Source organism: Cobetia sp. UIB-001, assembly GCF_044789135.1.
In the GTDB taxonomy this organism is placed as follows: domain Bacteria; phylum Pseudomonadota; class Gammaproteobacteria; order Pseudomonadales; family Halomonadaceae; genus Cobetia; species Cobetia amphilecti.
Genome location: NZ_CP058244.1, coordinates 928,439 through 949,141, shown reverse-complemented (window position 1 = coordinate 949,141; position 20,703 = coordinate 928,439). Strand labels below are relative to the sequence as shown.

21 protein-coding genes and 1 tRNA gene are annotated in these 20,703 nt (G+C 63.7%); 9 read left to right on the top strand and 13 right to left on the bottom strand.

The annotated features are described in order from the left end of the window. Positions 1-310: 310 nt before the first annotated feature. The 6 genes from HA399_RS04025 to HA399_RS04000 all read right to left on the bottom strand — a co-directional run bounded on the left by HA399_RS04025 (position 311) and on the right by HA399_RS04000 (position 5,605). Complete coding sequence (locus HA399_RS04025) at positions 311-1,768, bottom strand: NAD-dependent succinate-semialdehyde dehydrogenase (RefSeq protein WP_043332412.1); 1,458 nt, start codon at positions 1,766-1,768, stop codon at positions 311-313. A 98-nt stretch (positions 1,769-1,866) separates the two neighbouring features. Further along, entirely contained in the window at positions 1,867-2,211 is a 345-nt protein-coding gene (locus tag HA399_RS04020; RefSeq protein WP_225347653.1) for a hypothetical protein, read from the bottom strand. A gap of 125 nt (positions 2,212-2,336) precedes the next feature. Then, on the bottom strand, positions 2,337-2,741 hold the full coding sequence (gene folX / locus HA399_RS04015; protein WP_043332416.1) for a dihydroneopterin triphosphate 2'-epimerase: 405 nt from the start codon (positions 2,739-2,741) through the stop codon (positions 2,337-2,339). A gap of 86 nt (positions 2,742-2,827) precedes the next feature. Next, a complete protein-coding gene (gene folE, locus HA399_RS04010; RefSeq protein ID WP_043332418.1) occupies positions 2,828-3,379 on the bottom strand; it encodes a GTP cyclohydrolase I FolE in 552 nt (183 codons plus the stop codon). A 334-nt stretch (positions 3,380-3,713) separates the two neighbouring features. Then, the gene (locus HA399_RS04005) at positions 3,714-4,811 is read right to left on the bottom strand and encodes a serine/threonine protein kinase (protein WP_404326143.1); all 1,098 of its coding nucleotides are present in this window, start codon (positions 4,809-4,811) and stop codon (positions 3,714-3,716) included. Positions 4,812-4,993: 182 nt separating this feature from the next. Beyond that, positions 4,994-5,605 carry a ComF family protein gene (locus HA399_RS04000; protein ID WP_404326141.1) on the bottom strand — a complete coding sequence of 204 codons (612 nt, stop codon included), beginning with the start codon at positions 5,603-5,605 and terminating at the stop codon, positions 4,994-4,996. Positions 5,606-6,025: 420 nt separating this feature from the next. Between HA399_RS04000 and bioB the strand changes: the two genes are divergently transcribed. The 6 genes from bioB (at position 6,026) to HA399_RS03970 (ending at position 11,274) form a co-directional block, all read left to right on the top strand. Next, the gene (bioB, locus tag HA399_RS03995; protein WP_404326140.1) at positions 6,026-7,204 is read left to right on the top strand and encodes a biotin synthase BioB; all 1,179 of its coding nucleotides are present in this window, start codon (positions 6,026-6,028) and stop codon (positions 7,202-7,204) included. A gap of 6 nt (positions 7,205-7,210) precedes the next feature. Beyond that, positions 7,211-8,563, top strand: coding sequence for an aminotransferase class I/II-fold pyridoxal phosphate-dependent enzyme (locus HA399_RS03990; RefSeq protein WP_404326139.1), 1,353 nt, complete (start codon positions 7,211-7,213; stop codon positions 8,561-8,563). Then, on the top strand, positions 8,560-9,387 hold the full coding sequence (locus HA399_RS03985; RefSeq protein WP_404326137.1) for a hypothetical protein: 828 nt from the start codon (positions 8,560-8,562) through the stop codon (positions 9,385-9,387). The genes HA399_RS03990 and HA399_RS03985 overlap by 4 nt, the downstream gene beginning before the upstream one ends. A gap of 1 nt (position 9,388) precedes the next feature. Continuing rightward, entirely contained in the window at positions 9,389-10,243 is an 855-nt protein-coding gene (locus HA399_RS03980; RefSeq protein WP_404326136.1) for a methyltransferase domain-containing protein, read from the top strand. Positions 10,244-10,301: 58 nt separating this feature from the next. Beyond that, positions 10,302-11,090 (top strand): dethiobiotin synthase, encoded by a 789-nt coding sequence (gene bioD / locus HA399_RS03975; protein WP_279836437.1) that lies wholly within the window; start codon positions 10,302-10,304, stop codon positions 11,088-11,090. A 99-nt stretch (positions 11,091-11,189) separates the two neighbouring features. Further along, positions 11,190-11,274: transfer RNA gene (locus HA399_RS03970), tRNA-Leu, on the top strand. Positions 11,275-11,512: 238 nt separating this feature from the next. Here the strand turns inward: HA399_RS03970 and HA399_RS03965 are convergent. Next, positions 11,513-11,884 (bottom strand): hypothetical protein, encoded by a 372-nt coding sequence (locus HA399_RS03965; protein WP_404326134.1) that lies wholly within the window; start codon positions 11,882-11,884, stop codon positions 11,513-11,515. Positions 11,885-12,018: 134 nt separating this feature from the next. Beyond that, positions 12,019-12,405 carry a YnfA family protein gene (locus HA399_RS03960; RefSeq protein WP_318527676.1) on the bottom strand — a complete coding sequence of 129 codons (387 nt, stop codon included), beginning with the start codon at positions 12,403-12,405 and terminating at the stop codon, positions 12,019-12,021. A 171-nt stretch (positions 12,406-12,576) separates the two neighbouring features. On the opposite strand from HA399_RS03960, the gene HA399_RS03955 reads away from it, so the two are divergent. The 3 genes from HA399_RS03955 to HA399_RS03945 all read left to right on the top strand — a co-directional run bounded on the left by HA399_RS03955 (position 12,577) and on the right by HA399_RS03945 (position 13,795). Next, a complete protein-coding gene (locus tag HA399_RS03955) occupies positions 12,577-13,029 on the top strand; it encodes a nucleoside diphosphate kinase regulator (protein WP_404326132.1) in 453 nt (150 codons plus the stop codon). A gap of 221 nt (positions 13,030-13,250) precedes the next feature. After that, a complete protein-coding gene (locus tag HA399_RS03950; RefSeq protein WP_404326130.1) occupies positions 13,251-13,535 on the top strand; it encodes an Mpo1-like protein in 285 nt (94 codons plus the stop codon). Beyond that, positions 13,535-13,795: an Mpo1-like protein gene (locus HA399_RS03945; RefSeq protein WP_404326129.1), complete on the top strand. Its 261-nt coding sequence runs from the start codon at positions 13,535-13,537 to the stop codon at positions 13,793-13,795. Before HA399_RS03950 ends, HA399_RS03945 begins: the two co-directional genes overlap by 1 nt. A 140-nt stretch (positions 13,796-13,935) precedes the next feature. On the opposite strand, the gene HA399_RS03940 is transcribed toward HA399_RS03945, so the two are convergent. From HA399_RS03940 to HA399_RS03920, 5 genes are all read right to left on the bottom strand, one after another. After that, the gene (locus HA399_RS03940) at positions 13,936-15,765 is read right to left on the bottom strand and encodes an acyl-CoA dehydrogenase C-terminal domain-containing protein (RefSeq protein ID WP_404326128.1); all 1,830 of its coding nucleotides are present in this window, start codon (positions 15,763-15,765) and stop codon (positions 13,936-13,938) included. A 307-nt stretch (positions 15,766-16,072) separates the two neighbouring features. Continuing rightward, positions 16,073-17,278, bottom strand: a complete 1,206-nt coding sequence (cobA, locus tag HA399_RS03935) for a uroporphyrinogen-III C-methyltransferase (protein ID WP_404326127.1) — start codon at positions 17,276-17,278, stop codon at positions 16,073-16,075. A 263-nt stretch (positions 17,279-17,541) separates the two neighbouring features. Further along, positions 17,542-18,819, bottom strand: a complete 1,278-nt coding sequence (gene serS, locus HA399_RS03930) for a serine--tRNA ligase (RefSeq protein WP_043332430.1) — start codon at positions 18,817-18,819, stop codon at positions 17,542-17,544. 131 nt (positions 18,820-18,950) lie between these two features. Continuing rightward, on the bottom strand, positions 18,951-19,328 hold the full coding sequence (gene crcB / locus HA399_RS03925) for a fluoride efflux transporter CrcB (protein ID WP_054555054.1): 378 nt from the start codon (positions 19,326-19,328) through the stop codon (positions 18,951-18,953). Between the two features lie 254 nt (positions 19,329-19,582). Then, on the bottom strand, positions 19,583-20,467 hold the full coding sequence (locus HA399_RS03920; RefSeq protein WP_404326125.1) for a hypothetical protein: 885 nt from the start codon (positions 20,465-20,467) through the stop codon (positions 19,583-19,585). Positions 20,468-20,703: the final 236 nt, after the last annotated feature.

Here is a 20,703-nt window from a genome sequence, read left to right as displayed (position 1 = left end):
CGCGCATGCCGTTCTCTCATCAGCAACGAAAGATCGCTCTCATCAGCAGCGAAAATTCCTTGACCAAGTTGCAGGCACACTCGGCGCAGACAGGTGGGATAGCAGGCACACTCGGCGCAGACAGGTGGAATAAATGCATGGCATGAAAAAGCCCGCCCGGTTTCCCGGGCGGGCTTTTTGCCAGCTGATGGTGTGTCCGATCATTGCATTGAGCGCTGGCCATCAATCAGCGATGCAAAGTTCCAGGAGGCAAGACTCAAGGATGCAAGGCTCAAGCAGGGATCGTCAGCGTAGACCCGATGACGATGCATCAGCCAAGTGAGAGACACAGATACTTGGTTTCCATGTATTCCTCGAGGCCATACTTGGAGCCTTCACGGCCCAGCCCCGATGCCTTGGTGCCGCCGAAGGGCGCCGCGGCGTTGGAGATCAGCCCGGTATTGATACCGACCATCCCGTAGTCCAGACCTTCCGAGACGCGCCAGACACGCTTGAGGTCGCTGCTGTAGAAGTAACTGGCCAGGCCGAATTCGGTGTCGTTGGCCATCTCGATCGCCTCTTCCTCGCTCTCGAAGGGGAAGATCGCCGCCAGCGGACCGAAGGTTTCCTCACGGGCGACCTTCATCTCCGGCGTCACCTGCGAGATCAGGGTCGGCGTGAAGAAGCTGCCCCCCAGCGGATGCGGATGGCCGCCCAGCAGCAGTTCGGCACCCTTGTCGAGGGCATCCTGCACGTGCTCGGTGACCTTCTCGACGGCGTCGCCATCGATCAACGGACCGACCTTGACGCCCTCTTCCAGGCCATTGCCCACGGTCAGCTCGGCGTTCATGGCGGCGGCCAGCTTCTCGCTGAAGGCATTGACCACGCTGGACTGCACCAGGAAGCGATTGGTGCAGACGCAGGTCTGACCGGCATTGCGGAACTTGGCCGCCATCGCGCCTTCCACCGCCGCATCGAGATCGGCGTCTTCGAACACCAGGAAGGGCGCGTTGCCGCCAAGTTCCAGCGAGATCTTCTGGATATGCTGCGCGGCATTTGCCATCAGGCCTCGCCCGACTTCCGTGGAGCCGGTGAAGGTCACCTTGCGCACGATGCTGGAATCGGTCATCGCCTTGGCGATGTCCTTGGCCGAGCCCGGCACGACATTGAAGACGCCGCGCGGCACGCCAGCGCGTTCCGCCAGCACCGCCAGCGCCAGCGCCGAGAACGGCGTCTGGCTGGCAGGCTTGACCACGATCGGGCAGCCCGCGGCCAGCGCGGCGCCCGCCTTGCGGGTAATCATCGAGGCCGGGAAGTTCCACGGCGTGATCGCCCCCACCACCCCGACCGGCTGCTTGAGCACCAGGATACGCTGGTCACGCTTGGCGGCCGGGATAGTATCGCCATACACGCGCTGACCTTCTTCGGCAAACCAGCGCAGGAAGCTGGCCGCGTACTGGATTTCACCGGCGGCTTCGGCGAGGGGCTTGCCCTGCTCCAGCGTCATGATCTGCGCCAGATCATCCTTGTGCTCCAGCATCAAGGCGTACCACTTCATCAGGATGTCAGCGCGCTCCAGCGCCGGCGTCTCCTTCCAGTCCGCGAAGGAGTGCTGCGCCGCCTCGATGGCGCGTTCGGTCTCGGCGTAACCCAGCCGAGGCACGCGGCCGATGATCTCGCCGGTGGCAGGATTGTCGACCTCGATCTGCTCGCCGGAATCCGCGGCTACCCAGCCACCGTCGATATAGGCAAATGGACGAAACAGACTGGTATCGTTGAGATGTTCCATGAAGACTCCCGAGGCGTGCTTGTGGGTCAAGGCAGTGATTCCCGGCTAACCGAGACTACTCAAGACTAACCTGATATAGCCTAGATGCGGGCGTGGCGCTAGATCCACAACCCTGCCAGTACTAGTACCACGATGGCCAGCCCGGCGAGCCACCAGCGCTTGCGCGTCGCAGGCCTGGCGGCGTCAGCCGTAGGCCCGGGCGCCTCGCCAGCCTCGCTCTCGGGCGGCATCGAGACGACTCGCCGCGCCTTCTGCTGCTTGATCCGCGCATTGAAGACCTGCACTGCACGCCCGTCGCGAAGCTCGAAGTCCACCGCCAGCCCCGGCCCCGGCAAGCCACGCCCGCGCCAGCCGACCAGATCGAAGGCGTGCTCACCGCCCTTCTCGTCCCGAATGGTGCCCTGCTGTTCTGCATCATCGAAATGGATGATTTCCCCGATCACATCATGTCTCCCGACTCTTCAGGCTTTTGCGCCTGATCTTCTCGACATCTGAGCTTCTCGATATCTGATCTTCTCGACATCTGACTTTCTCGACACCTGAGCTTCTCAACGCCTGCACGGGCCGACTAGTCATGTGCTTCACGACTGTCCGACAAGGTGATAGACACCGAGTCAGAGAAGCGCAAGGCATGCGGCTTGTCGATCTCGACCTGCGCCGTCAGCACCTGTTCGTGCGCCATCACGATATCCAGCACCTCACGGGTCATGCGTTCGAGCAGCGCGAAGCGCCCTTCCTCGACATGACGGATCAACTGCTTGGTGATGGTGCGGTAATTGAGCGCTTCACTGATGTGATTGAACTGCACGGCGCGTGCCGCGCGATAGCGGATCACCACGTTGATCACGACATCCTGGCGGTTCTGGATCTCGTCTTCATTGATCCCGATATAGGTTCTCAGGCGCAGATTCTTGATGCGAATGGTGGCGAGATCGTGATCGAGATGTTCATCGTGCAAGGCATGCATCGGCATCGGCAGGGACTCCTGATCAAGGGAAACGCGCGAGATGACTCCCAGACAAGAACGCCGCCTCGAAAGGCGGCGTCTTCACTCTGCTGTCAGCTGATCAGCGTCAGGAATTCCTGACGGGTCGGCTGATTGTCGCGGAAGGCGCCCAGCATCACGGACGTCTTCATGCTGGAATTCTGCTTTTCCACCCCACGCATCATCATGCACATGTGACGCGCTTCGACCACGACGGCCACACCACGTGCACCGGTGACCTGCTGAACGGCCTCGGCGATCTGCTTGGTGAGGTTTTCCTGGATCTGCATGCGCCGCGAATACATGTCGACGATACGCGCGAACTTGGACAGACCGAGCACCTTGCCAGACGGCAGATAGGCGATGTGGCACTTGCCGATGAACGGCAGCAGGTGATGCTCGCACATCGAGTAAAGCTCGATGTCCTTGACCAGTACCATCTCGTCCGTATCGGAGGTGAAGACAGCGCCGTTGACGATCTCCTCCAACGACTGTTGATAGCCATGAGTCAGGTACTGCATGGCCTTGGCCGCGCGCTTGGGCGTATCCAGCAGGCCCTCACGCTCTGGATCCTCACCCAACGCGGTGATGATCTGGCGGTAGTGGTTGGCAATCTCTTCGGTCATCCGTCTGCCTATGGTATCGGTCAGGGGCGCGCACTAGCGCACGCATAGCAGGGGTAAAGCACAAAAGTCATACACAAGCGATCAGATGGCAAGAAATCGTATAACTTCGTGTTCAATGTCAGGGCCAGATTCTACCTCAGGCATGCCGTCAACGCAGGTCTGTTCACGCGATTGTCGTATCCATGCAACACATGCGCCCCCATCGGTAACCGATGGGGGCGCATGAAGGGGCGATGTCACTCACTTCGCCAAAGGGGCTCAGGCCTCGCGACGACCTTCAGGTCATGTCACGACTACCAGCTCATGTCACGACTGCCAGGCCATGTCGCGATCGCTAGGCCAGCCAACGCGGCGCAGACAGCGCGACGCGCTGCTGTTCCAGGCTGCGAATGTGGTCATCCCAGTAGCCCAGGCTCGCCACGTGCGAGAAGGCCTGCGGGAAGGCGGGGTCCGACCAGCGCCGCACCACCCAGGCGCTGTGACGCACCATGCGTAGTGTGCGCAGGGTCTCGATCCACTTGAGCTCACTGCGATTGAACTCACAATGCTGCTCGTAGCCCTCCAGCACCTCGGACAGCTGCATGTGCAGCTCCGGGTCGCTCTGACCGGTCAACAGCATCCACAGGTCCTGCACCGCCGGGGCGCTCAGGCAGTCATCGAAGTCGACCAGCGCGAAGCTGTCATCACGCCCCAGCATGTTGCCGATGTGGCAGTCGCCGTGGGTACGAATCAGGGCGCTTTCCGGCCAGCTTTGCTCCGCGACCAACGGGCGCAGTGCCTCGATGACGCGCTGGTAGCTGTCGCGCTGGCGCCCACTCAGCCAGTCGGAGGCCAGCACGCTGGCGCAGCTCTCTTCCAGAATCCGCAGCGGCGAGAGCGTCTCCCGCTCGCGAAACGCGCTCTTGCGCCCCACCTCGTGCACGCGACCGATCAGCTCACCCAGCTGATAGAGGTGCTCGGCAGATTCAAGCTCCGGGGCGCGCCCCACCACATGCGGGAAGAGAGCGAAGTCGAAGCCTTCGAATCGATGCAGCGTCTCGCCGGCCTCGTTCGCCCACGCGGGGGCGCCGGGGACACCGGCCTCATCCAGCTCGGCCAGGAAGGCGTGCTCCTCGAGAATCTGGGCACGGCTCCAGCGCTCGGGGCGATAGAACTTGGCCACCCAGCGACGTCGGTCATCATCGGCGAGATGGTAGACACGATTCTCGTAACTGTTCAGCGCGAACGGCTCGCCGGGCAACCAGAAGCCCAGCGATTCGACAGCGGCCACGACACGGTCCGGCGCGAGAGCATCGAAGGGATGAAAACGCGTGTCTCCATGGCCCTCTGGCGCGGATGTCGTCGACCAGGTGTTGCCATTGGAGCGCGCATCCAACTCGCGCGAGGTGCCGGAAGATTGCGAGTCATCGGGGGAAACAGGATCAATAGGCATGGCAATTCCTCGGGCATGGACCAGCAAACGGCTGCCGGACCTTGCATGCTATGAGATTAGACCCTCTGCACGCCAGTCTTCTCCCTGATTGACCCCGCCTGCCCGCTGAGCTCAACGCCCGTTTCGAGGCTCAGCCCCGGCGGCATGTGTCGGGCAGCTCTACTTCGTGTCGCGTTTGCGGGTCACAGCGCCCCGCGCAAGGCCAGGGGAGTCCGCGCCAGCACGCAGGCATCGACCTCACGGGCACCGGCTCGCAGGCAGGCCTGAGCAAGGCTGTCGAGCGTCGCACCGCTGGTCATGACGTCATCGATCAGCAGCACGTGCTCGGGCAAGAGGCCGTCAATGTCATAACGCCCACGTTGCGCTTTCAGACGCCCGCGCCGGTCCCGCAGGCGCTGATCCGGCGCTGCCCTGACTACCGCGGCTGACGCCTCGTGCGGCATGCGCCTGCCGCGCACCCGCGCCATATCCCGCTGATGGCCGGCGAGGGCGGGGCCCAGCCCGCGACACAGCTCTGCCAGCGCATCATGGCCGCGCTGGCGACGACGATAGGCATCTGCCGGTACCAGCAACACTGCGCCGTGAGGATGCGCCTGGCGCCACTCGCGGCAGAAGTGCGCCAGCTCCCGCTGCATGAGCTGGCGCAACAGTCGCCCGGCGCGGCGCTGATGCTGGTCCTTGTAGCGCTGGAACAGCCCCGCCAGCAACCCTTCATAACGCAACGGCGCAAAGCAGCGCGCAAAGGCAGGCGGTGACGACAGGCACCGCGCACAGGCCTGCTGACTCAAGGCCAATGAGGCGACAGGCTCAGCACAGCGCGGGCAGGCATGCTGATTGCGCGCGATTCTCGCCTCGCAGGCGTCGCACCACTCGCGGCGCGATGACTGCTCTCGCTCATCAGGCGAGCGTGTCGCTAGAGAGGAAAGTGAATGGGGAGGTGAAACTGAAGCGCTCTGCCGTTCGGTCGCGCCGGACATGGCTGTCGTCAGCTGACGCTGACAGAATGCGCAGGGTCGCGACAGCTGCCAGTGGTCAACCAGCAGAGTTCTCATCGTTGACAGCGCCCGCGGAAACTCTATCATCTCAGTTAACCTGACCTTACTCGATGCGTTGACTTGCTGTTCGCCAGCTCGGCTGCCGACTCCCGGACTCACCCACGGATGACCGGCTCAGCGCGCTCTCGCTCTGCCCGCCTGATGAAGGACCTCAAGCTCATGACCGTAGAAGCCTCCCGCGTGACCACACAAGCCACGAATATCCCTGCGCCTGCCGATGACAGCGTGGTACGCCATGACTGGAGCGTCGCGGAAATCGAGGCGCTGTTCGCCCTGCCCTTCAATGACCTGCTGTTCCGTGCCCAGCAGGTGCACCGCCAGCACTTCGATCCGAATGCGGTACAGGTCTCCACCCTGCTGTCGATCAAGACCGGCGCCTGCCCGGAAGACTGCAAGTACTGCCCGCAGTCCGGCCACTACAACACCGGCCTTGGCAAGGAAAAGCTGATGGAGATCGAGAAGGTGGTCGAGCAGGCGCGTGCCGCCAAGGACGCCGGCGCCAGCCGCTTCTGCATGGGCGCGGCCTGGAAGAGCCCGCGTGAGCGCGACCTCGAAGTGGTCACCGAGATGGTGCGTCAGGTGAAGTCACTGGGACTCGAGACCTGCATGACGCTGGGCATGGTCGATACCGATCAGGCCAGAAAGCTCGCGGATGCCGGGCTCGACTACTACAACCACAATCTGGACACCTCACCGGAGTACTACGGCGAGATCATCACCACGCGCAGCTACAGCGAGCGCCTGGACACCCTGGCCAGCGTGCGCGAAGCCGGCATGAAGGTGTGCTCCGGCGGCATCCTCGGCATGGGCGAGACCACCACCGACCGTGCCGGCCTGCTGCTTCAGCTGGCCAATCTGGAGCCGCAGCCGGAATCGGTGCCGATCAATATGCTGGTCAAGGTAGCGGGCACGCCGCTGGAGAATGTCGATGATCTCGATCCCATCGAGTTCATCCGCGCCATCGCCGTGGCGCGCATCATGATGCCGAAGAGCCACGTGCGCCTGTCCGCCGGCCGCGAGCAGATGGACGATTCCACCCAGGCACTGGCCTTCCTCGCCGGTGCCAACTCCATCTTCTATGGCGAGCGCCTGCTGACCACCGGCAACCCGCAGGCCAACCGTGACCGCGAGCTGTTCGAACGCCTCGGCCTGCACCCGGAGACCCGCCAGGAAGTCGCCAGCGACGAAGTGCGCGAAGCCGCCCTGAAGGCTGCCATGGAAGAACAGGCACGTGCCAATGTCGAGGGCAGCCTGTTCTATGACGCCACGCGCGAGGCGACGCCCGCCAGCAGCGAAGGCCAGGTGCGCGAACGCAAGCCCTGCGGCCTGGTGGTCTGATCGCTCGTGGCCACCGATACGCCCGCGCGCTCCAGCTCCCAGACCAACGCCAGCTTCACGCATCTGGAGGACCTGCTCACTCAGCGTGAGCGGGTCGGCCGCTATCGCCGGCGCCTGACGCTGGATTCCCCCCAGGGCCCCCACGTCAGCCTCGCTGGGCAGGCAGCCGATGCAGAGGCGTGCCCGCTGCTCAACTTCACCGCCAACGACTATCTGGGGCTGGCCAACCACCCGGCACTGGTCGAGGCCGGCTGTCGCGCGGCGCGTGAATTCGGTGTCGGCAGCGGCAGCGCTCATCTGGTCAATGGCCACCAGCGCGCTCACCACCAGCTGGAGGCTCGTCTGGCCGAGCTGACCGGGCGGCCACGCGCGTTGCTGTTCTCCACCGGTTTCATGGCCAATCTGGGCGTGATCGATGCGCTGGCGAGCGCCTCGCGCGAGGCCGGTCGCAGCCTCGAGATCTTCCATGATCGCCTCAATCACGCCAGCCTCCTCGACGGCGCGCGCCTGGCATCCTCCGGCACCACTGCCGTGCGCTCGCGTCGCTTCCACCACCGCGATCTTGAAGACCTCGAGCGCCAGCTGGCGCGCTCCCCGGCCGACGACAAGCTGGTGATCAGCGATGGCGTGTTCAGCATGGATGGCGACTGCGCCGATATCGCGGGCCTGAGCCAGGCCTGCGCCCGGCACGGCGCCTGGCTGATGATCGACGATGCCCACGGACTGGGTGTGCTGGGCGAGCATGGCGAAGGACTGGTCGGGCGCGATACACCGCTGGCTGACGTGCCGGTATTGGTCGGCACCCTGGGCAAGGCGCTCGGCAGCAGCGGCGCCTTCGTCGCCGGCAGCGATGCGCTGATCGAGAGTCTGATCCAGCTGGCGCGCCCCTACATCTACACCACCGCGCAACCGCCGCATATCGCCGCCGCTACCCTGGCGGCGCTGGAGATCGTCGCGCGCGAGCCGCAGCGTCGTGAGCAGTTGCAGGCCCGCGTGCAGCAGTTCCGTGAGGGTTGTACGCATCTGCTGGCGGGCAGTGGGCTCGCGCTCGGGCTGTCGTCAACCGACAGGGATGCAACATCTGCCCCGCTGACCCCGATTCAGCCACTGATTCTGGGCAGCGAAGCGCGGGCCTTGGCCTGGAGCGCGGCACTGCGCGAGCGCGGCGTGCTGGTCTCGGCCATCCGCCCGCCCACGGTGCCCGCCGGCAGCTCGCGCCTGCGCTTCACCTTCTCCGCCGAGCACACGGCCGAGGATATCGCGGTACTGCTCGACGCTCTCGAAGCGGTACTGGCAGCGGAAAAGACCCAGCCCCGCTCGGTTTCCCCAACCATCAGCTCAGAAGGAGTCACGCCATGACATTGACTCGTCTGGTGCTGTTCAGCGGCTGGGGCATCGATGCGCGCATCTGGCAGCCCCTGATCGCCTGCCTGCATGCACGCCTCGCTCACGTCACTGAGACGGATGAGCAGGCAGATAAGCAGGCAGCTGACGAGGCAAGGAGTCGCCCGCTGGAGATTATCGCGCCGGATTGGCCAGAAGAAGGCCCGCAAGCCGAGTCACAGGCAGGCTCAGAACCGACTGCCTCGCGAGCCTCACTGGGCGGCGCCGATACCCTGTGGCTGGGCTGGTCGCTGGGCGCCCTGCGGGCCGAGGCGCTGGCGAAGGATCAGGCACCGGCCGCCCTTGTCTCGCTGGCCATGGGGCCAAGCTTCATCGACCAGGCCGCAGCGGAGCAGAAGATTCCCGCCCTGGCACCAGAGGTGTTGGACACCTTCCGTAAAGCCTTCGCGCGCAACCCCACCGCCAGCTGGCAACACTTTCTGCGCTGGCAGGCCAGTGGTGAGGCCTCTGCGCGTGATTGCCTCAGGCAATTGCGCGAACTAATCGGTCACCACCCCGTCAGTCGCGAAGCGGTGCTGGCGGCAGGACTGTCGGAACTGGCCAGCCGTCGGATGTCGCTGGCACCTCAATCAGAGTTACCGCTCGAGTTCTGGCTCGGCAAGCAGGACCCGCTGCTGGCACCGGGCCTGAGTGCGGCGCTGCGCGCGCAGGGCCAGGTGGTTGCCGAATTCGAGGGTGGCCACTGCCTGCCATTGAGCGCGACCGAGGCGCTTGCCGATGCCCTGCTCGCGCGCATGGGCCTCGCCACCCACGTCACGCACATCAGCGAGGAGGCCTGAGATGTCGATTGCCGTCAGCGTGCCGCCTGCAGAGCTTGCAACGCCCCCGCTCACGCCTGCCACGAGCCGTCAGCAGGTTGCCCGCGCCTTTGATCGCGGCGCTGCCGACTACCTCACGCTGGCGCAGGCGCAGCACGCCATGGCGGCCACCCTGTTCGCCTCGCTCCCTGAGCGGCTGCCGGCCGATGCCCGTGTGCTCGATCTCGGTTGTGGGCCCGGACATTGGACCCTCGAACTGGCGCAGCGCTACTCTGGGGCTTGCTGCATGGGGCTGGATCTTTCGCTTGAGATGCTGCGTGAAGCCGCACACCAGACGAGCGAGCTTGCGAGTGGCAGCCCTGAACGCCTGCACTGGCTACGCGCCGATGCCGAGCGCCTGCCACTGGCCGATGCGAGTCTGGACCTGGTGTTCTCGAGCCTCGCCGTGCAATGGTGCGACAGCCCTCGGCAATGGCTCGCGGAACTGTCACGCACCTTGAAACCCGGCGCTCGAGCGCACATCAACACCTTGGGGCCCGGCACCCTCAAGGAAGTACGCCATGCCTGGCAGCGCGCGGATGATTCCGTGCGTCACTTCCCTAGCGCCACCCATCTTGCACGCCATGCAGAAGCCGCCGGGTTGCGCTGCCACTGGCAGTTACGCCCGCGGGTATTTCACTATCCCGATGTCGCCGCGGTCATGGCCTCGATCAAGGGCATCGGGGCACAGACCGCCAGTGGCCGGCGCCTGACACGCGCCGAGGTGCAGCAGGCCAAGGCGCGACATGAAACGTTGCGTACCGCGAAGGGATTGCCTGTAAGCTATCAAGTCATTGAACTTGTGCTCGAAAAACCGCTCAGAATTGCGTACGGATAACACTGATACTTTGCTTGAGGGCAATTACTTGCCTCGCTCGGATATAATGAAAACTGATATGAAAACCGCGGACAGCTCGTCACGGGACACTGCTTTGCCTGCGCGAGCCGAACATGGCATCGCCGCCTTCGTGACCGGTACCGATACCGAAATCGGCAAGACCTTCATCGCCAGCGCCCTGCTGGCACGTGCTCGCCTGCGCGGCCTGACCACGCTGGGCCTCAAGCCCGTGGCCTCTGACTGCTTCGAGAATCACGATGGTCTGGTCAACGCCGACGCCCTGTCATTGCAGGCGCAGTGCGAACCGGAAGCGGATTATGAAAGCATCAATCCCTGGCGCTTCGCGCCGGCCATCGCGCCGCACATTGCCGCGCGTCAGGTGGGCGTCAATCTCGAGGTGGCGAAAATCGCGGCGCATGTGCGGGGCCAGCAGACAAGCGCACCGCGCGACCTGCTGCTGGTGGAAGGCGCTGGCGGCTGGCGGGTACCGCTGAATGACGATGAGGATTTCTCGGACCTGGCCATCGAGCTGGGCTTGCCGGTGATTCTGGTCGTCGGGCTGCGCCTGGGCTGCATCAATCATGCGCGCCTGACGCTTGAGGCCATCGAGCGCGATGGGCTGGAGATCGCCGGCTATGTCATCAACCATCTGGAAGCGGATATCGAGGTCAGCGAAGACAACATGGCGACGTTGTCACGCACGCTGCGGGCCCCCTGCCTGGGCGTCGTACCGTGGATGTGCGATGAAGATCTTTCCAATACACGCCACGCCGCCGAGCGCGCCGCCAGCTATCTGCAACTGCCCTGCGGGCTGGAATCACGTAGCGTGCATGTCGTACAGGAGTGAGGCGCTGAAGGCGCAGCACAAGGCGGGAAAATTCAGGGGATAATCGACACAAGCGATTGACTTGAAAGGCGTCACAGGTAAAATGCAGCCCTGCTTCTCGCGGAAGTGGTGGAATTGGTAGACACGCCAGATTTAGGTTCTGGTGCCGCAAGGTGTGGGGGTTCGAGTCCCCCCTTCCGCACCATCAGCAAGCCTTTGCTGATGCTCCCCAGCTGCCTCGCGCAGTCAGCAAGTCCTCTCGCTTTTGTCTGTCGTGCATGCGTCGTGTCATCTGATGCCTTCTGCACCAATCGTCGTCGGTGCCTTTCCGTCGGTTGCTATACCCGTTTCACGCCCTCTCTCTGCGTTACTCTGCTTTGCAAACAACCTGCTTTGCGCCCCCGGACTATCTGCGGTGCGGCATTCGCGCGTCTGGACGAACCTCAGCGTCGTCTTAGGCTGTCCTGCAGATTGGCCAGGCTGACACGCGCCTGATCCAGCAACAGCTGGCGCTCTTCACGGTCATGATGCGCGGCATGCGCCGCGGCGAGTTGCAGGTTCACGTATTCGATTCCGCTGGTGAAGCGATAGAACTCGCGACGCGAGGCCACCTGGCGAAAGGCGTCGAGCAGCGAGGGATCAAGCGCCAGTCGCTCACCACGCACAACGCCTGGCTCCGCCTCCACCAATGCCGATAGCAGTGGTTGCACGGCCTGATTCCATTCCTCTCTGCGCGGCCGCCAGCGACCGAGCCAGAAGCCGATGAAACCGCCGATGCCAAGGCCGCCCAGCCCCCATAACCATTCCCACTGCATGCTGGTGCCTCATTGCGTCAGATCGAATCCCGAGGGTCATTGCCTCATCCTGGCGCAGTATACCCAACAATGAGCGCTCTCATGCTCAACGCCCGACATATTTAATAAAATACTAATAAACAAGACATTTGCGCTCATTGCGCACGGGCGCCCAGCACGATGATGGCGCTGCCCGCCAGGCAGACCAGTGTCCCCAGCAGGTCCCAGCGACTGGGCAACTGCTGCTCGACCAGCCACAGCCAGGCCACTGACGCGGCGATATAGACACCGCCATAGACGGCAAAGGCGCGCCCGGCGTGACTGACGTCGACCAGTGAAAGCAGCCAGGCGAACAGCGCCAGGCTGAGCATGCCGGGAATCAGCCAGCCGGGGCTGCGTTCCAGTTTCCACCAGGCCCAGAAACTGAAGCAGCCGGCGATCTCGGCGAGCGCCGCCAGCGGATATATCCAGAGAATCGACATCGATGAGTCTCGCGTGAGATTGGCAGCCCTGGGTGACAGCGCCATGAAAGTTGTCGGCATCAGACGACTCCCGCACCCCGTCAAAAGCCGCTAGGATTAATTAGCGGACAATCCATGGACAATCACGGCCGATGGATTCCCTGTCCGTCTCTCCGTATTGACCAAGCCAGGATTGGCGCCGTCTTGCTGCGCATGATATCGCGCAGTGACTCGATAACAAGGAACCCCACGATGACTCGGCAACGACTGATCATCAACCGCCTGGATGCTGACCGCCTCCAGCGCCTGATCGACGCTCAGCAACACGATGATGAGCTGTCCCTTCGCCTCGAAAGCCGCCTGATCCAGGCAGAGATCGTGCCCCCCGATGACTTCCCCGAAGACCGCGTCAGCATGCGCAGCCGCCTGCGCCTCAAGGGGTCGCGCTCCGGCGATAGCGAGCTGACACTGCACTACCCTACCCCGGAGGATGATGAGTGCATGTCGCTGCGCAGCCACCTGCCGCAACCCGAAGAGCAAGAGACCTCACTGGCGCTGTGCATCATGTCGCCACTGGGCATCGCGCTGCTGGGAATGGCGGTCGGCGAGCAGATCACGCTGCCCCGGGAAGATGGCCAGAGTGACATCATCCGCCTGGAAGCCATCCTGCATCAGCCGGAAGCCTGCGGTCAGTTCCATCTCTGAAGGGCCAGGGCCACTTGATTCACGCCTGAAAAGTGCCGGGTTCGACAGTCAGCCCTGTGCTGACACAGGCTGGCAGCGCGGCAATACGCTACGCTGACGGGAGCCAGCAGGGTTGCCGGACCCTGCTGGCTCACGCCATTGCTCCTTGACATAACACGCCATCGATCCCGCTGCGCACCTGCGCATGCGGGCATTTTCAATGTCTGTCTGGAGAATGCCTCATGGGTATATTATCGCACCCTCATGTCAAGACAGCCGCTCACCGGCGCCTGCATGAAGCTCTCGAGCACTACGCAGCCAGTCATCAGCATCGTGAGAACATCCGCATGCATCTTGTCTGCGTGCCTGTCATCTTCACTGCCAGCTTGATCCTGCTGTGGAGACTGCTCGGGGGGCAGGGGCTATCGAGTGAACCGGGGCTGGGTGTGTGGATGCTGCCCGGGGGCGTGGTCACCCTGGCGGTCCTGGCCGTCTATGCGCGCTTCTCCCCAGGGTACTTGGCGTGATGGCCGTCTGGGCCCTGGCAAGCCTGGCGCTGATGTTCGTGATGCTCGGGCTCAACTGGCCGGTGACACCGATGATGCTGGCAGCCTTCGTGGTTGCCTGGCTCGGTCAGGTCGTCGGCCATCGTATCGAGGGCCGCAAACCGGCCTTCCTCGATGATCTGCGTCAGCTGCTGATCGGCCCGCTGTTCGTGCTGGTCGAGCTGTTCCCCGCCATGCGTGACTGGCTGCTGAAGCAGGATGAGCCGACCGAGCGGTCATGAGCGGGCCTGTAAGCATGCAAGCTTGCCGACACGGCCCGATGGACAGGGATCCCGACAACACAAAAAAGCCCAGCGACCTGACACGGTCGCTGGGCTTTTCATATGGCGCTACTGACGGTCACGGTATCTTGTGGCTTGCGTCATTGCTCCGACGCGAAATCCTCGAGGCTGAAGGCCATCAATGGCGCTGCGCCAGCACTGATCTGGGCTTCCAGAGCGATGGCGCGCGGCAGCACGCGTGCCACGTAGTACTCCCCGAGCGCCAGCTTGCGGCGATAGAAGCCCTCACCACTGACACCTGCTTGCGCCAGTCCACGCGCCGCAGCACGCGCCATGCGCAGCCACAGATAGCTGTAGACACACAGCCCTGCCAGATTGAGGTAGTCACAGGCCGCCGCGCCCAGCTCTTCCGGGTTGTCATCGGCGCGGGCCAGCAACTGCTCCGACACTCGCTCCAGGCGCGCAAGCTCCGTCTTGCAGGCCTCGGCGAACGGACGGGTCTGGGCGTCGTCGGCCTGATGATCAAGCTCGGCTCGCACCAGGGCGGCAAAGCTCGCCACATGGGCACCACGGTTGCGGTAGAGCTTGCGCCCGACCAGATCCATCGCCTGAATGCCGTTGGTGCCTTCGTAGATCATCGCGATGCGTGCATCGCGCACGTACTGCTCGGCGCCCCACTCCACGCAGTAGCCATTGCCACCATAGAGCTGCTGCGCCATGACGGTGGCATCGAAGCCACGGTCGGTCAGCAGCGCCTTGGCGATCGGCGTCATGAATTGCACCAGCCCATCCGCATCGGCCTTCACCGTGTCATCGGCGTGATATTTGACGCGGTCCAGCTGCTGGCCCACGAAGACGGCAAAGGCGCGCCCGGTCTCGTTCCAGACGCGCACCTCAAGCGCCATGCGCCGCACGTCAGGATGCACCAGAATCGGGTCGGCCGGCTTGTCAGGCGCCTTGGCCCCAGTCGGTGCCCGGCTCTGCAGACGCTCGGCGGCGAAGTCCATCGCGCTCTGATAGGCCACCTCGCCCAGCCCCAGCCCCTGCAGGCCAATGGAGAGACGCTCGTAGTTCATCATGGTGAACATCGCCGCCAGCCCCTGATGCGGATCGCCGATCAGCACGCCTTCGGCACCGTCGAAGTTCATCACGCAGGTCGCGCTGCCCTTGATGCCCATCTTGTGTTCGATGGAGCCACAGCTGACCGCATTCGGTGTCGCCGGCTGGCCATCGGCATCAAGCAGGTGCTTGGAGACCAGAAACAGCGAGATGCCACGTGTCCCCGGCGGCGCATCCGGCAGCTTGGCGAGCACCAGATGCACGATGTTGTCGACCATGTCGTGCTCGCCGCCGGTGATCCAGATCTTGGTGCCGGTGAGACGATAGCGCGGCAGCCCCAGCAGCGGGTCATCGCCCTCGAGAGGTTCGGCACGGGTGCGAATCAAGCCGAGATCCGTGCCGCAATGGGGCTCGGTCAGACACATGGTGCCCAGCCAGTCGCCGGCATACATGCGCGGCAGAAACACCTGCTTGACGGACTCCGGCGCGTGGCTGTCCACCGCCAGACAGGCACCGGCATTCAGTGCCGGATAGAGCGCGAAGCTGGTATTGGTGGCGTAGAGCATCTCTTCAAAGGCCACGGTGAGCATCTTGGGCATGCCCTGGCCACCGTATTCAGGATTGCCGCCCAGTCCCATCCAGCCGCCTTCGGCGAGCACCCGATAGGCCTCCTTGAAGCCCTTGGGCGTCGTGACGTGGCCATTCTCGAAACGCGCACCCTCGGCGTCACCGCTCAGGTTGAGCGGCAGCAGCTCGGCCTGGGTCACGCGCGCACCTTCCTCGAGAATCGCCTCGGCCAGCTCGACATTCACCTCTTCGGTGGCTGCCATGTCCGCCCATTCCTGCTCGGCGGCGAACACCTCATCGAGAATGAAGCGTGCATCCTTGAGTGGCGCCTGATACTTGGCCATATCACTGTCCTCACTGACTCATGTGCTTAGGGCTTTCGCGAAAGACTTGCCTCTCACCCCGTGATGAACGACGGGCTTCGCTCAGCAGAATTCAAACGATTGCTTGAAACAATAGGCGCAATCAGATGCCACGTCATCTCGACCTTGGCCCAAGAGCCGCCCAGCCATGCGCCAGCACGATGATCAGGCCCGCGATAACCAGTCCGACAACGCAAGACGCCGCCCCGGGGTTACCGAGGCGGCGTCTTGTCACTGCTCATGTCGCTGCTTTTAGCGCTTCTACGCTTTCGTTTCTACGACGGTCACTCTATACCGATACCACATTGGCCAGCGGCGTCGGGTGCTTGCCATCTTCCCATCCCAGGCTGCTGTTGGCATTCGGCGAGAACCACTTGAGCGAATCGTGCAGCTTGACCACATCCCCGACGATGATCAGCGTCGGCGGCTTGAGGCCCTGACCGGCGATCTGCGCCGGCATGTCGACCAGCGTTGCCACATGCACACGCTGACGTGCGGTGGTGCCCTGCTCGACCAGCGCGATCGGCGTGGACGCCGCCAGACCATTGGCGATCAACTGCTCGCAGATCAGCCCCAGGCTGCCGAGCCCCATGTAGAAGACCAGCGTCTGGGCCGGACGCGCCAGCGCCTCCCAATCCAGGTCACAGCTGCCATCCTTCAAGTGGCCGGTGACGAAGCGTACCGACTGGGCGTGGTCGCGATGGGTCAGCGGGATCCCCGCGTAAGCCGCGCAACCGGAAGCTGCCGTGATGCCCGGCACGACCTCGAAGCTGATGCCGGCGCCGGCCAGGGTCTCGAGCTCTTCCCCGCCGCGCCCGAAGATGAAGGCGTCACCGCCCTTCAAGCGCACCACGCGATGCCCGGCACGGGCGTAATCCACCAGCGCCTGATTGATGCCTTCCTGGGGCACGCTGTGATCGCTGCGCGCCTTGCCGACATACAGGCGACGCGCCTCCGGATTGGCCAGCGCCAGAATCTCGTGACTGACCAGGCGATCGTGAATGATGACATCGGCCTGCTGCAGATGGCGCAGCGCCTTGAGCGTCAGCAGCTCCGGATCGCCCGGCCCCGCGCTGACCAACGCCACCTGGCCCTGCGTGCCCGTGAAGCGATCCTCCTCCTTCACGGGCAACACCGCCTCGCCGGCCACCAGGCGCGGCGGCAGACGCACGCTGGAGTCCCGGGGGTGGCTCGGCGCGAACACCATCACGTGCTGCTCGCGCGCATGACGCAGGATGCCGCGATCGCGCCCTTCGCTGCCGGTGGCGACCAGCCATAGCTGGCCGGGGGCCGGCACGGGCAACAGGGTATCGGCAACCTCCCAACCTTCACGACCACACAGGGTCTCCAGCATCGGCATGCGGGCATCGCCGTAGACACACAGGTCTGCACCGAGGCCGGCGAAACGCTCGGCCAGAGCGACAGCCTCCTGGCCGCCACCGATCAGGCACAGCTGGAGTCGTGAGGGGTCACAGGAGAGATTGAGAAATTCCATGGGGCACATCCACAAACGCGGCGAGGCTGGGGAGCAGCCTTCGATGGGTCGCATTTTAGAGCATAAGAACCACTCTCTAAAATAACCAATAAGAATAACAACCCTGGCGCTACGTTGTAGTCACGCAGAGGAAATAACGAGTGAGGGAATAACGAGTGGTGCGATCGGGCGAGGCCTCTGTCTCCGCGATAAACGAAGGCCCCCGCTTCCATGGGAAAGCGGGGGCCTTGACTACGCGAATCCACTACGGCGATTCACGCACCTCAGACGTTGATGGTTTCCACTCCGCCCATGTAGCCACGCAGCGCCTGCGGCACAGTGATGGAGCCATCGGCGTTCTGATGGTTTTCCAGCACGGCGACCAGGCAGCGGCCCACGGCCAGACCGGACCCATTCAGGGTATGCACCAGCTGCGGCTTCTTCTGACCTTCGACACGCACACGCGCCTGCATGCGGCGCGCCTGGAAGTCACGGCAGTTGGAGATGGAGGAGATCTCGCGGTAGGTCGCCTGACTCGGCAGCCAGACTTCCAGGTCATAGGTCTTGGCGGCGGCAAAGCCCATGTCGCCGGTGCACAGGGTCACAGCACGGTACGGCAGTTCCAGCGCCTGCAGGATGGCTTCGGCGTGGCCGCGCATCTCTTCGAGGGCTTCGTCGCTCTTCTCCGCCGCGACTACCTGCACCATCTCGACCTTGTCGAACTGGTGCTGGCGAATCATGCCGCGGGTATCACGGCCATAGGCACCGGCTTCACTGCGGAAGCACGGGGTATGGGCGGTGAACTTGAGCGGCAGACTGCCGGCGTCGATGATCTCGTCGCGCACCATGTTGGTCAGCGGCACTTCGGCGGTCGGGATCAGGAAGAAATCACGATCGTCGTTGAGCTTGAACAGGTCTTCCTCGAACTTGGGCAACTGGCTGGTACCCATCAGGGAATCGCGGTTGACGATATAGGGTACGTAATATTCTTCGTAGCCATGCTCCAGCGTCTGCTTGTCGAGCATGAACTGCACCAGCGCACGGTGCAGGCGCGCGATGGAGCCATGCATCACGGCGAAGCGTGAACCGGTGATCTTGACCGCCAGTTCGAAGTCCAGCTGGCCCTTGAGCTCACCGAGGTCGACGTGGTCGCGCACGTCGAAATCGAACTCACGCGGCGTGCCCCAGCGGTGCAGCTCGACGTTGTCGCTTTCATCAGCGCCTTCCGGCACTTCGGCGTCCGGCAGGTTCGGTAGGCTGGCCGCCATGGCGTCGGCCTTGGCCTGCAGCTCATTGAGCTCGGACTTGGCGGCGTCGAGACGCTCGCCCAGATCACTGACTTCTGCCAGCAGCGGTGCGATGTCTTCGCCACGTGCCTTGGCATTACCGATGGACTTGGAGCGGGTGTTGCGCTCGTTCTGCAGGGATTCCGTCTCGACCTGCAGGTCACGGCGACGCGCTTCCAGCGCGGCAAAGGCTTCGGTATCCAGCTGATAGCCACGACGTGCGAGGCGCTCGGCAGTCGCTTCAAGATCAGCGCGCAGAAGTTTCGGGTCCAGCATGTGGGAAGGCTCTCTCGTCGGATCACTCAGGCCGCATCGCGGCGCGGAAAGGTTATGCGCACTAGTCTACCTCAGCCATGCCCTGCTTCGCAGCCGCCCAGGCGACAGGAGGGCGTGCCCGGGCACGGGAATCACAGCAGGACGCGTGCGATCTTCATGCCCAGCGCGACCATGCCCAGACACGCCACCACACTGACGGCGACATAGACCAGCCCCGCCAGCATGCGTCCGCTCATCATCAGGTTGAGCGCCTCGAGGGCAAAGGTGGAGAAGGTGGTGAAGGCACCGGTGAAGCCGGCCACCATGATCGCCTGCCAGACGGGGGCCAGCTTGAGCTCCTGGGTCACCCAGATGAACAGGAACCCCATCAGGCAGCTGCCGATCAGATTGACGCCGAGGGTCCCCCACGGGAAACCACGCCCGGCGGCGCCGACGATCCAGCCACTCACAAGATACCGTCCCAGCGCCCCGATGGCGCCGCCCGCTGCTACTGCCAACCAGGTTCCCATGTGCCTTGTATGCCCCGTGCTCGATTCATTGCGAGTGAGCGCTGGGCAACGCCATGGATCGGCCGCCAGCCACTCTGGCACCCGAGGGTGCCGCCTAGCGCTCCATTGTAGGAAAATCGCCAGCCACGGGGAATCCACGACTCACGAAAGGCAGGTTGAACAAAGCACGACACCCGCGATGCGCCTTCTGACCAATGGGCATCGCGGGTGTCTGAGGGTGGCTGAGAGCGGAAGGCATCAGGCGTCAGAGCGACTCATTCACTGCCGGGGGACACACTGCCCTGCTCGATCTCCGCGCGCAGTTGCTCCAGCACATGCTGCCATTGGCGGTGTGCGCCCTCCTTGCCCCCCAGCTGCTCCAGACCCCGTGCCGTCCAGGTGCCGGGGGTGCCGATACGCGAGGCAAGCTCGCCGGGCGGGGTATCGGGGTGGGCTTCCATCAAGGCCAGCGCATCACGCAACTGCGCCATCAGCAACAGACGCGCCTGAGGGCCGCTCATGCCGGGCACCGTCTGGAACCAGTCGAGCAACGCCTGCTGCTGCGCCATCTGCCAGGCATTCACGCAGACCGCCAGCATGCTGGCCTCGAAGGCCGCTTCATCATCGAAGGCGATGATCTGCCGGACCGCCGGCCCGAGCAGGTCGCGCGTCAGCGGGTCTTCCGGATAGAGCGTGAGGGCGCTCTGCCCCTCACAGACCGCCAGCCCCGTCATCACCCGCACCACTCGCGCCGGCGCGAACCAGCGCTGCAGCTGCTGCAGTGGCACCCCGGCCGCCAGCACCATCAGGTGATGGTCCTTGCTCAGTGCGTGGCTTTCACGCAGCTCACTTGCCAGCGCCTCGAGCTGCTCTGGTCGCACCCCGACCAGCATGCACAGGCTCGATTCACACACCGCGACGTTGCTTACGTGGCGGATGGCACCGAAACGCCAGCCCAGACGGTGACTGCGCACGTCGTTGCGCGGCGAGAGATGAAATTCCAGATCATGCCGCGAGCGGCCTTCGCGCTGACAACCGCGCGCCAACGCGACCAGCAATGACTCCGCCAACTCCCCCACCCCCAGCACTCCCAATCGCGTGGGCGGCTGGCGAGACTCGCGATGACAGGTGGAGGTCGAGGAATAGGTGGACGATGCCATGAGCTAACTCCTGATGACTCAGCGGAAGAGGGAAGACAGCTTCAAGGGAAGAAACGGAGGGGATACGCCATGACGGCCTGCCTTGCGATGGCTGACGGTACCACTGAAGCGGCGACTGACGCCTGACAATCGCCCGCAGCATGTGCACATCATCCCCCTTGTTGCTTGCATTCGAGCGCACACGCCTTGGTTTGATGACTCCTCACAGCGTAGTCATTCCTCACTCCTTTCACCTG

Excerpts from the sequence above, each read along its gene's own strand:
- HA399_RS04025 (WP_043332412.1), bottom strand. The coding sequence starts at position 1,768 with ATGGAACATCTCAACGATACCAGTCTGTTTCGTCCATTTGCCTATATC.
- folX (WP_043332416.1), bottom strand. The coding sequence starts at position 2,741 with ATGCCGATGCATGCCTTGCACGATGAACATCTCGATCACGATCTCGCC.
- folE (WP_043332418.1), bottom strand. The coding sequence starts at position 3,379 with ATGACCGAAGAGATTGCCAACCACTACCGCCAGATCATCACCGCGTTG.
- HA399_RS04005 (WP_404326143.1), bottom strand. The coding sequence starts at position 4,811 with ATGCCTATTGATCCTGTTTCCCCCGATGACTCGCAATCTTCCGGCACC.
- bioB (WP_404326140.1), top strand. The coding sequence starts at position 6,026 with ATGACCGTAGAAGCCTCCCGCGTGACCACACAAGCCACGAATATCCCT.
- HA399_RS03985 (WP_404326137.1), top strand. The coding sequence starts at position 8,560 with ATGACATTGACTCGTCTGGTGCTGTTCAGCGGCTGGGGCATCGATGCG.
- HA399_RS03980 (WP_404326136.1), top strand. The coding sequence starts at position 9,389 with ATGTCGATTGCCGTCAGCGTGCCGCCTGCAGAGCTTGCAACGCCCCCG.
- bioD (WP_279836437.1), top strand. The coding sequence starts at position 10,302 with ATGAAAACCGCGGACAGCTCGTCACGGGACACTGCTTTGCCTGCGCGA.
- HA399_RS03965 (WP_404326134.1), bottom strand. The coding sequence starts at position 11,884 with ATGCAGTGGGAATGGTTATGGGGGCTGGGCGGCCTTGGCATCGGCGGT.
- HA399_RS03960 (WP_318527676.1), bottom strand. The coding sequence starts at position 12,405 with ATGCCGACAACTTTCATGGCGCTGTCACCCAGGGCTGCCAATCTCACG.
- HA399_RS03955 (WP_404326132.1), top strand. The coding sequence starts at position 12,577 with ATGACTCGGCAACGACTGATCATCAACCGCCTGGATGCTGACCGCCTC.
- HA399_RS03950 (WP_404326130.1), top strand. The coding sequence starts at position 13,251 with ATGGGTATATTATCGCACCCTCATGTCAAGACAGCCGCTCACCGGCGC.
- HA399_RS03945 (WP_404326129.1), top strand. The coding sequence starts at position 13,535 with ATGGCCGTCTGGGCCCTGGCAAGCCTGGCGCTGATGTTCGTGATGCTC.
- HA399_RS03940 (WP_404326128.1), bottom strand. The coding sequence starts at position 15,765 with ATGGCCAAGTATCAGGCGCCACTCAAGGATGCACGCTTCATTCTCGAT.
- cobA (WP_404326127.1), bottom strand. The coding sequence starts at position 17,278 with ATGGAATTTCTCAATCTCTCCTGTGACCCCTCACGACTCCAGCTGTGC.
- serS (WP_043332430.1), bottom strand. The coding sequence starts at position 18,819 with ATGCTGGACCCGAAACTTCTGCGCGCTGATCTTGAAGCGACTGCCGAG.
- crcB (WP_054555054.1), bottom strand. The coding sequence starts at position 19,328 with ATGGGAACCTGGTTGGCAGTAGCAGCGGGCGGCGCCATCGGGGCGCTG.
- HA399_RS03920 (WP_404326125.1), bottom strand. The coding sequence starts at position 20,467 with ATGGCATCGTCCACCTATTCCTCGACCTCCACCTGTCATCGCGAGTCT.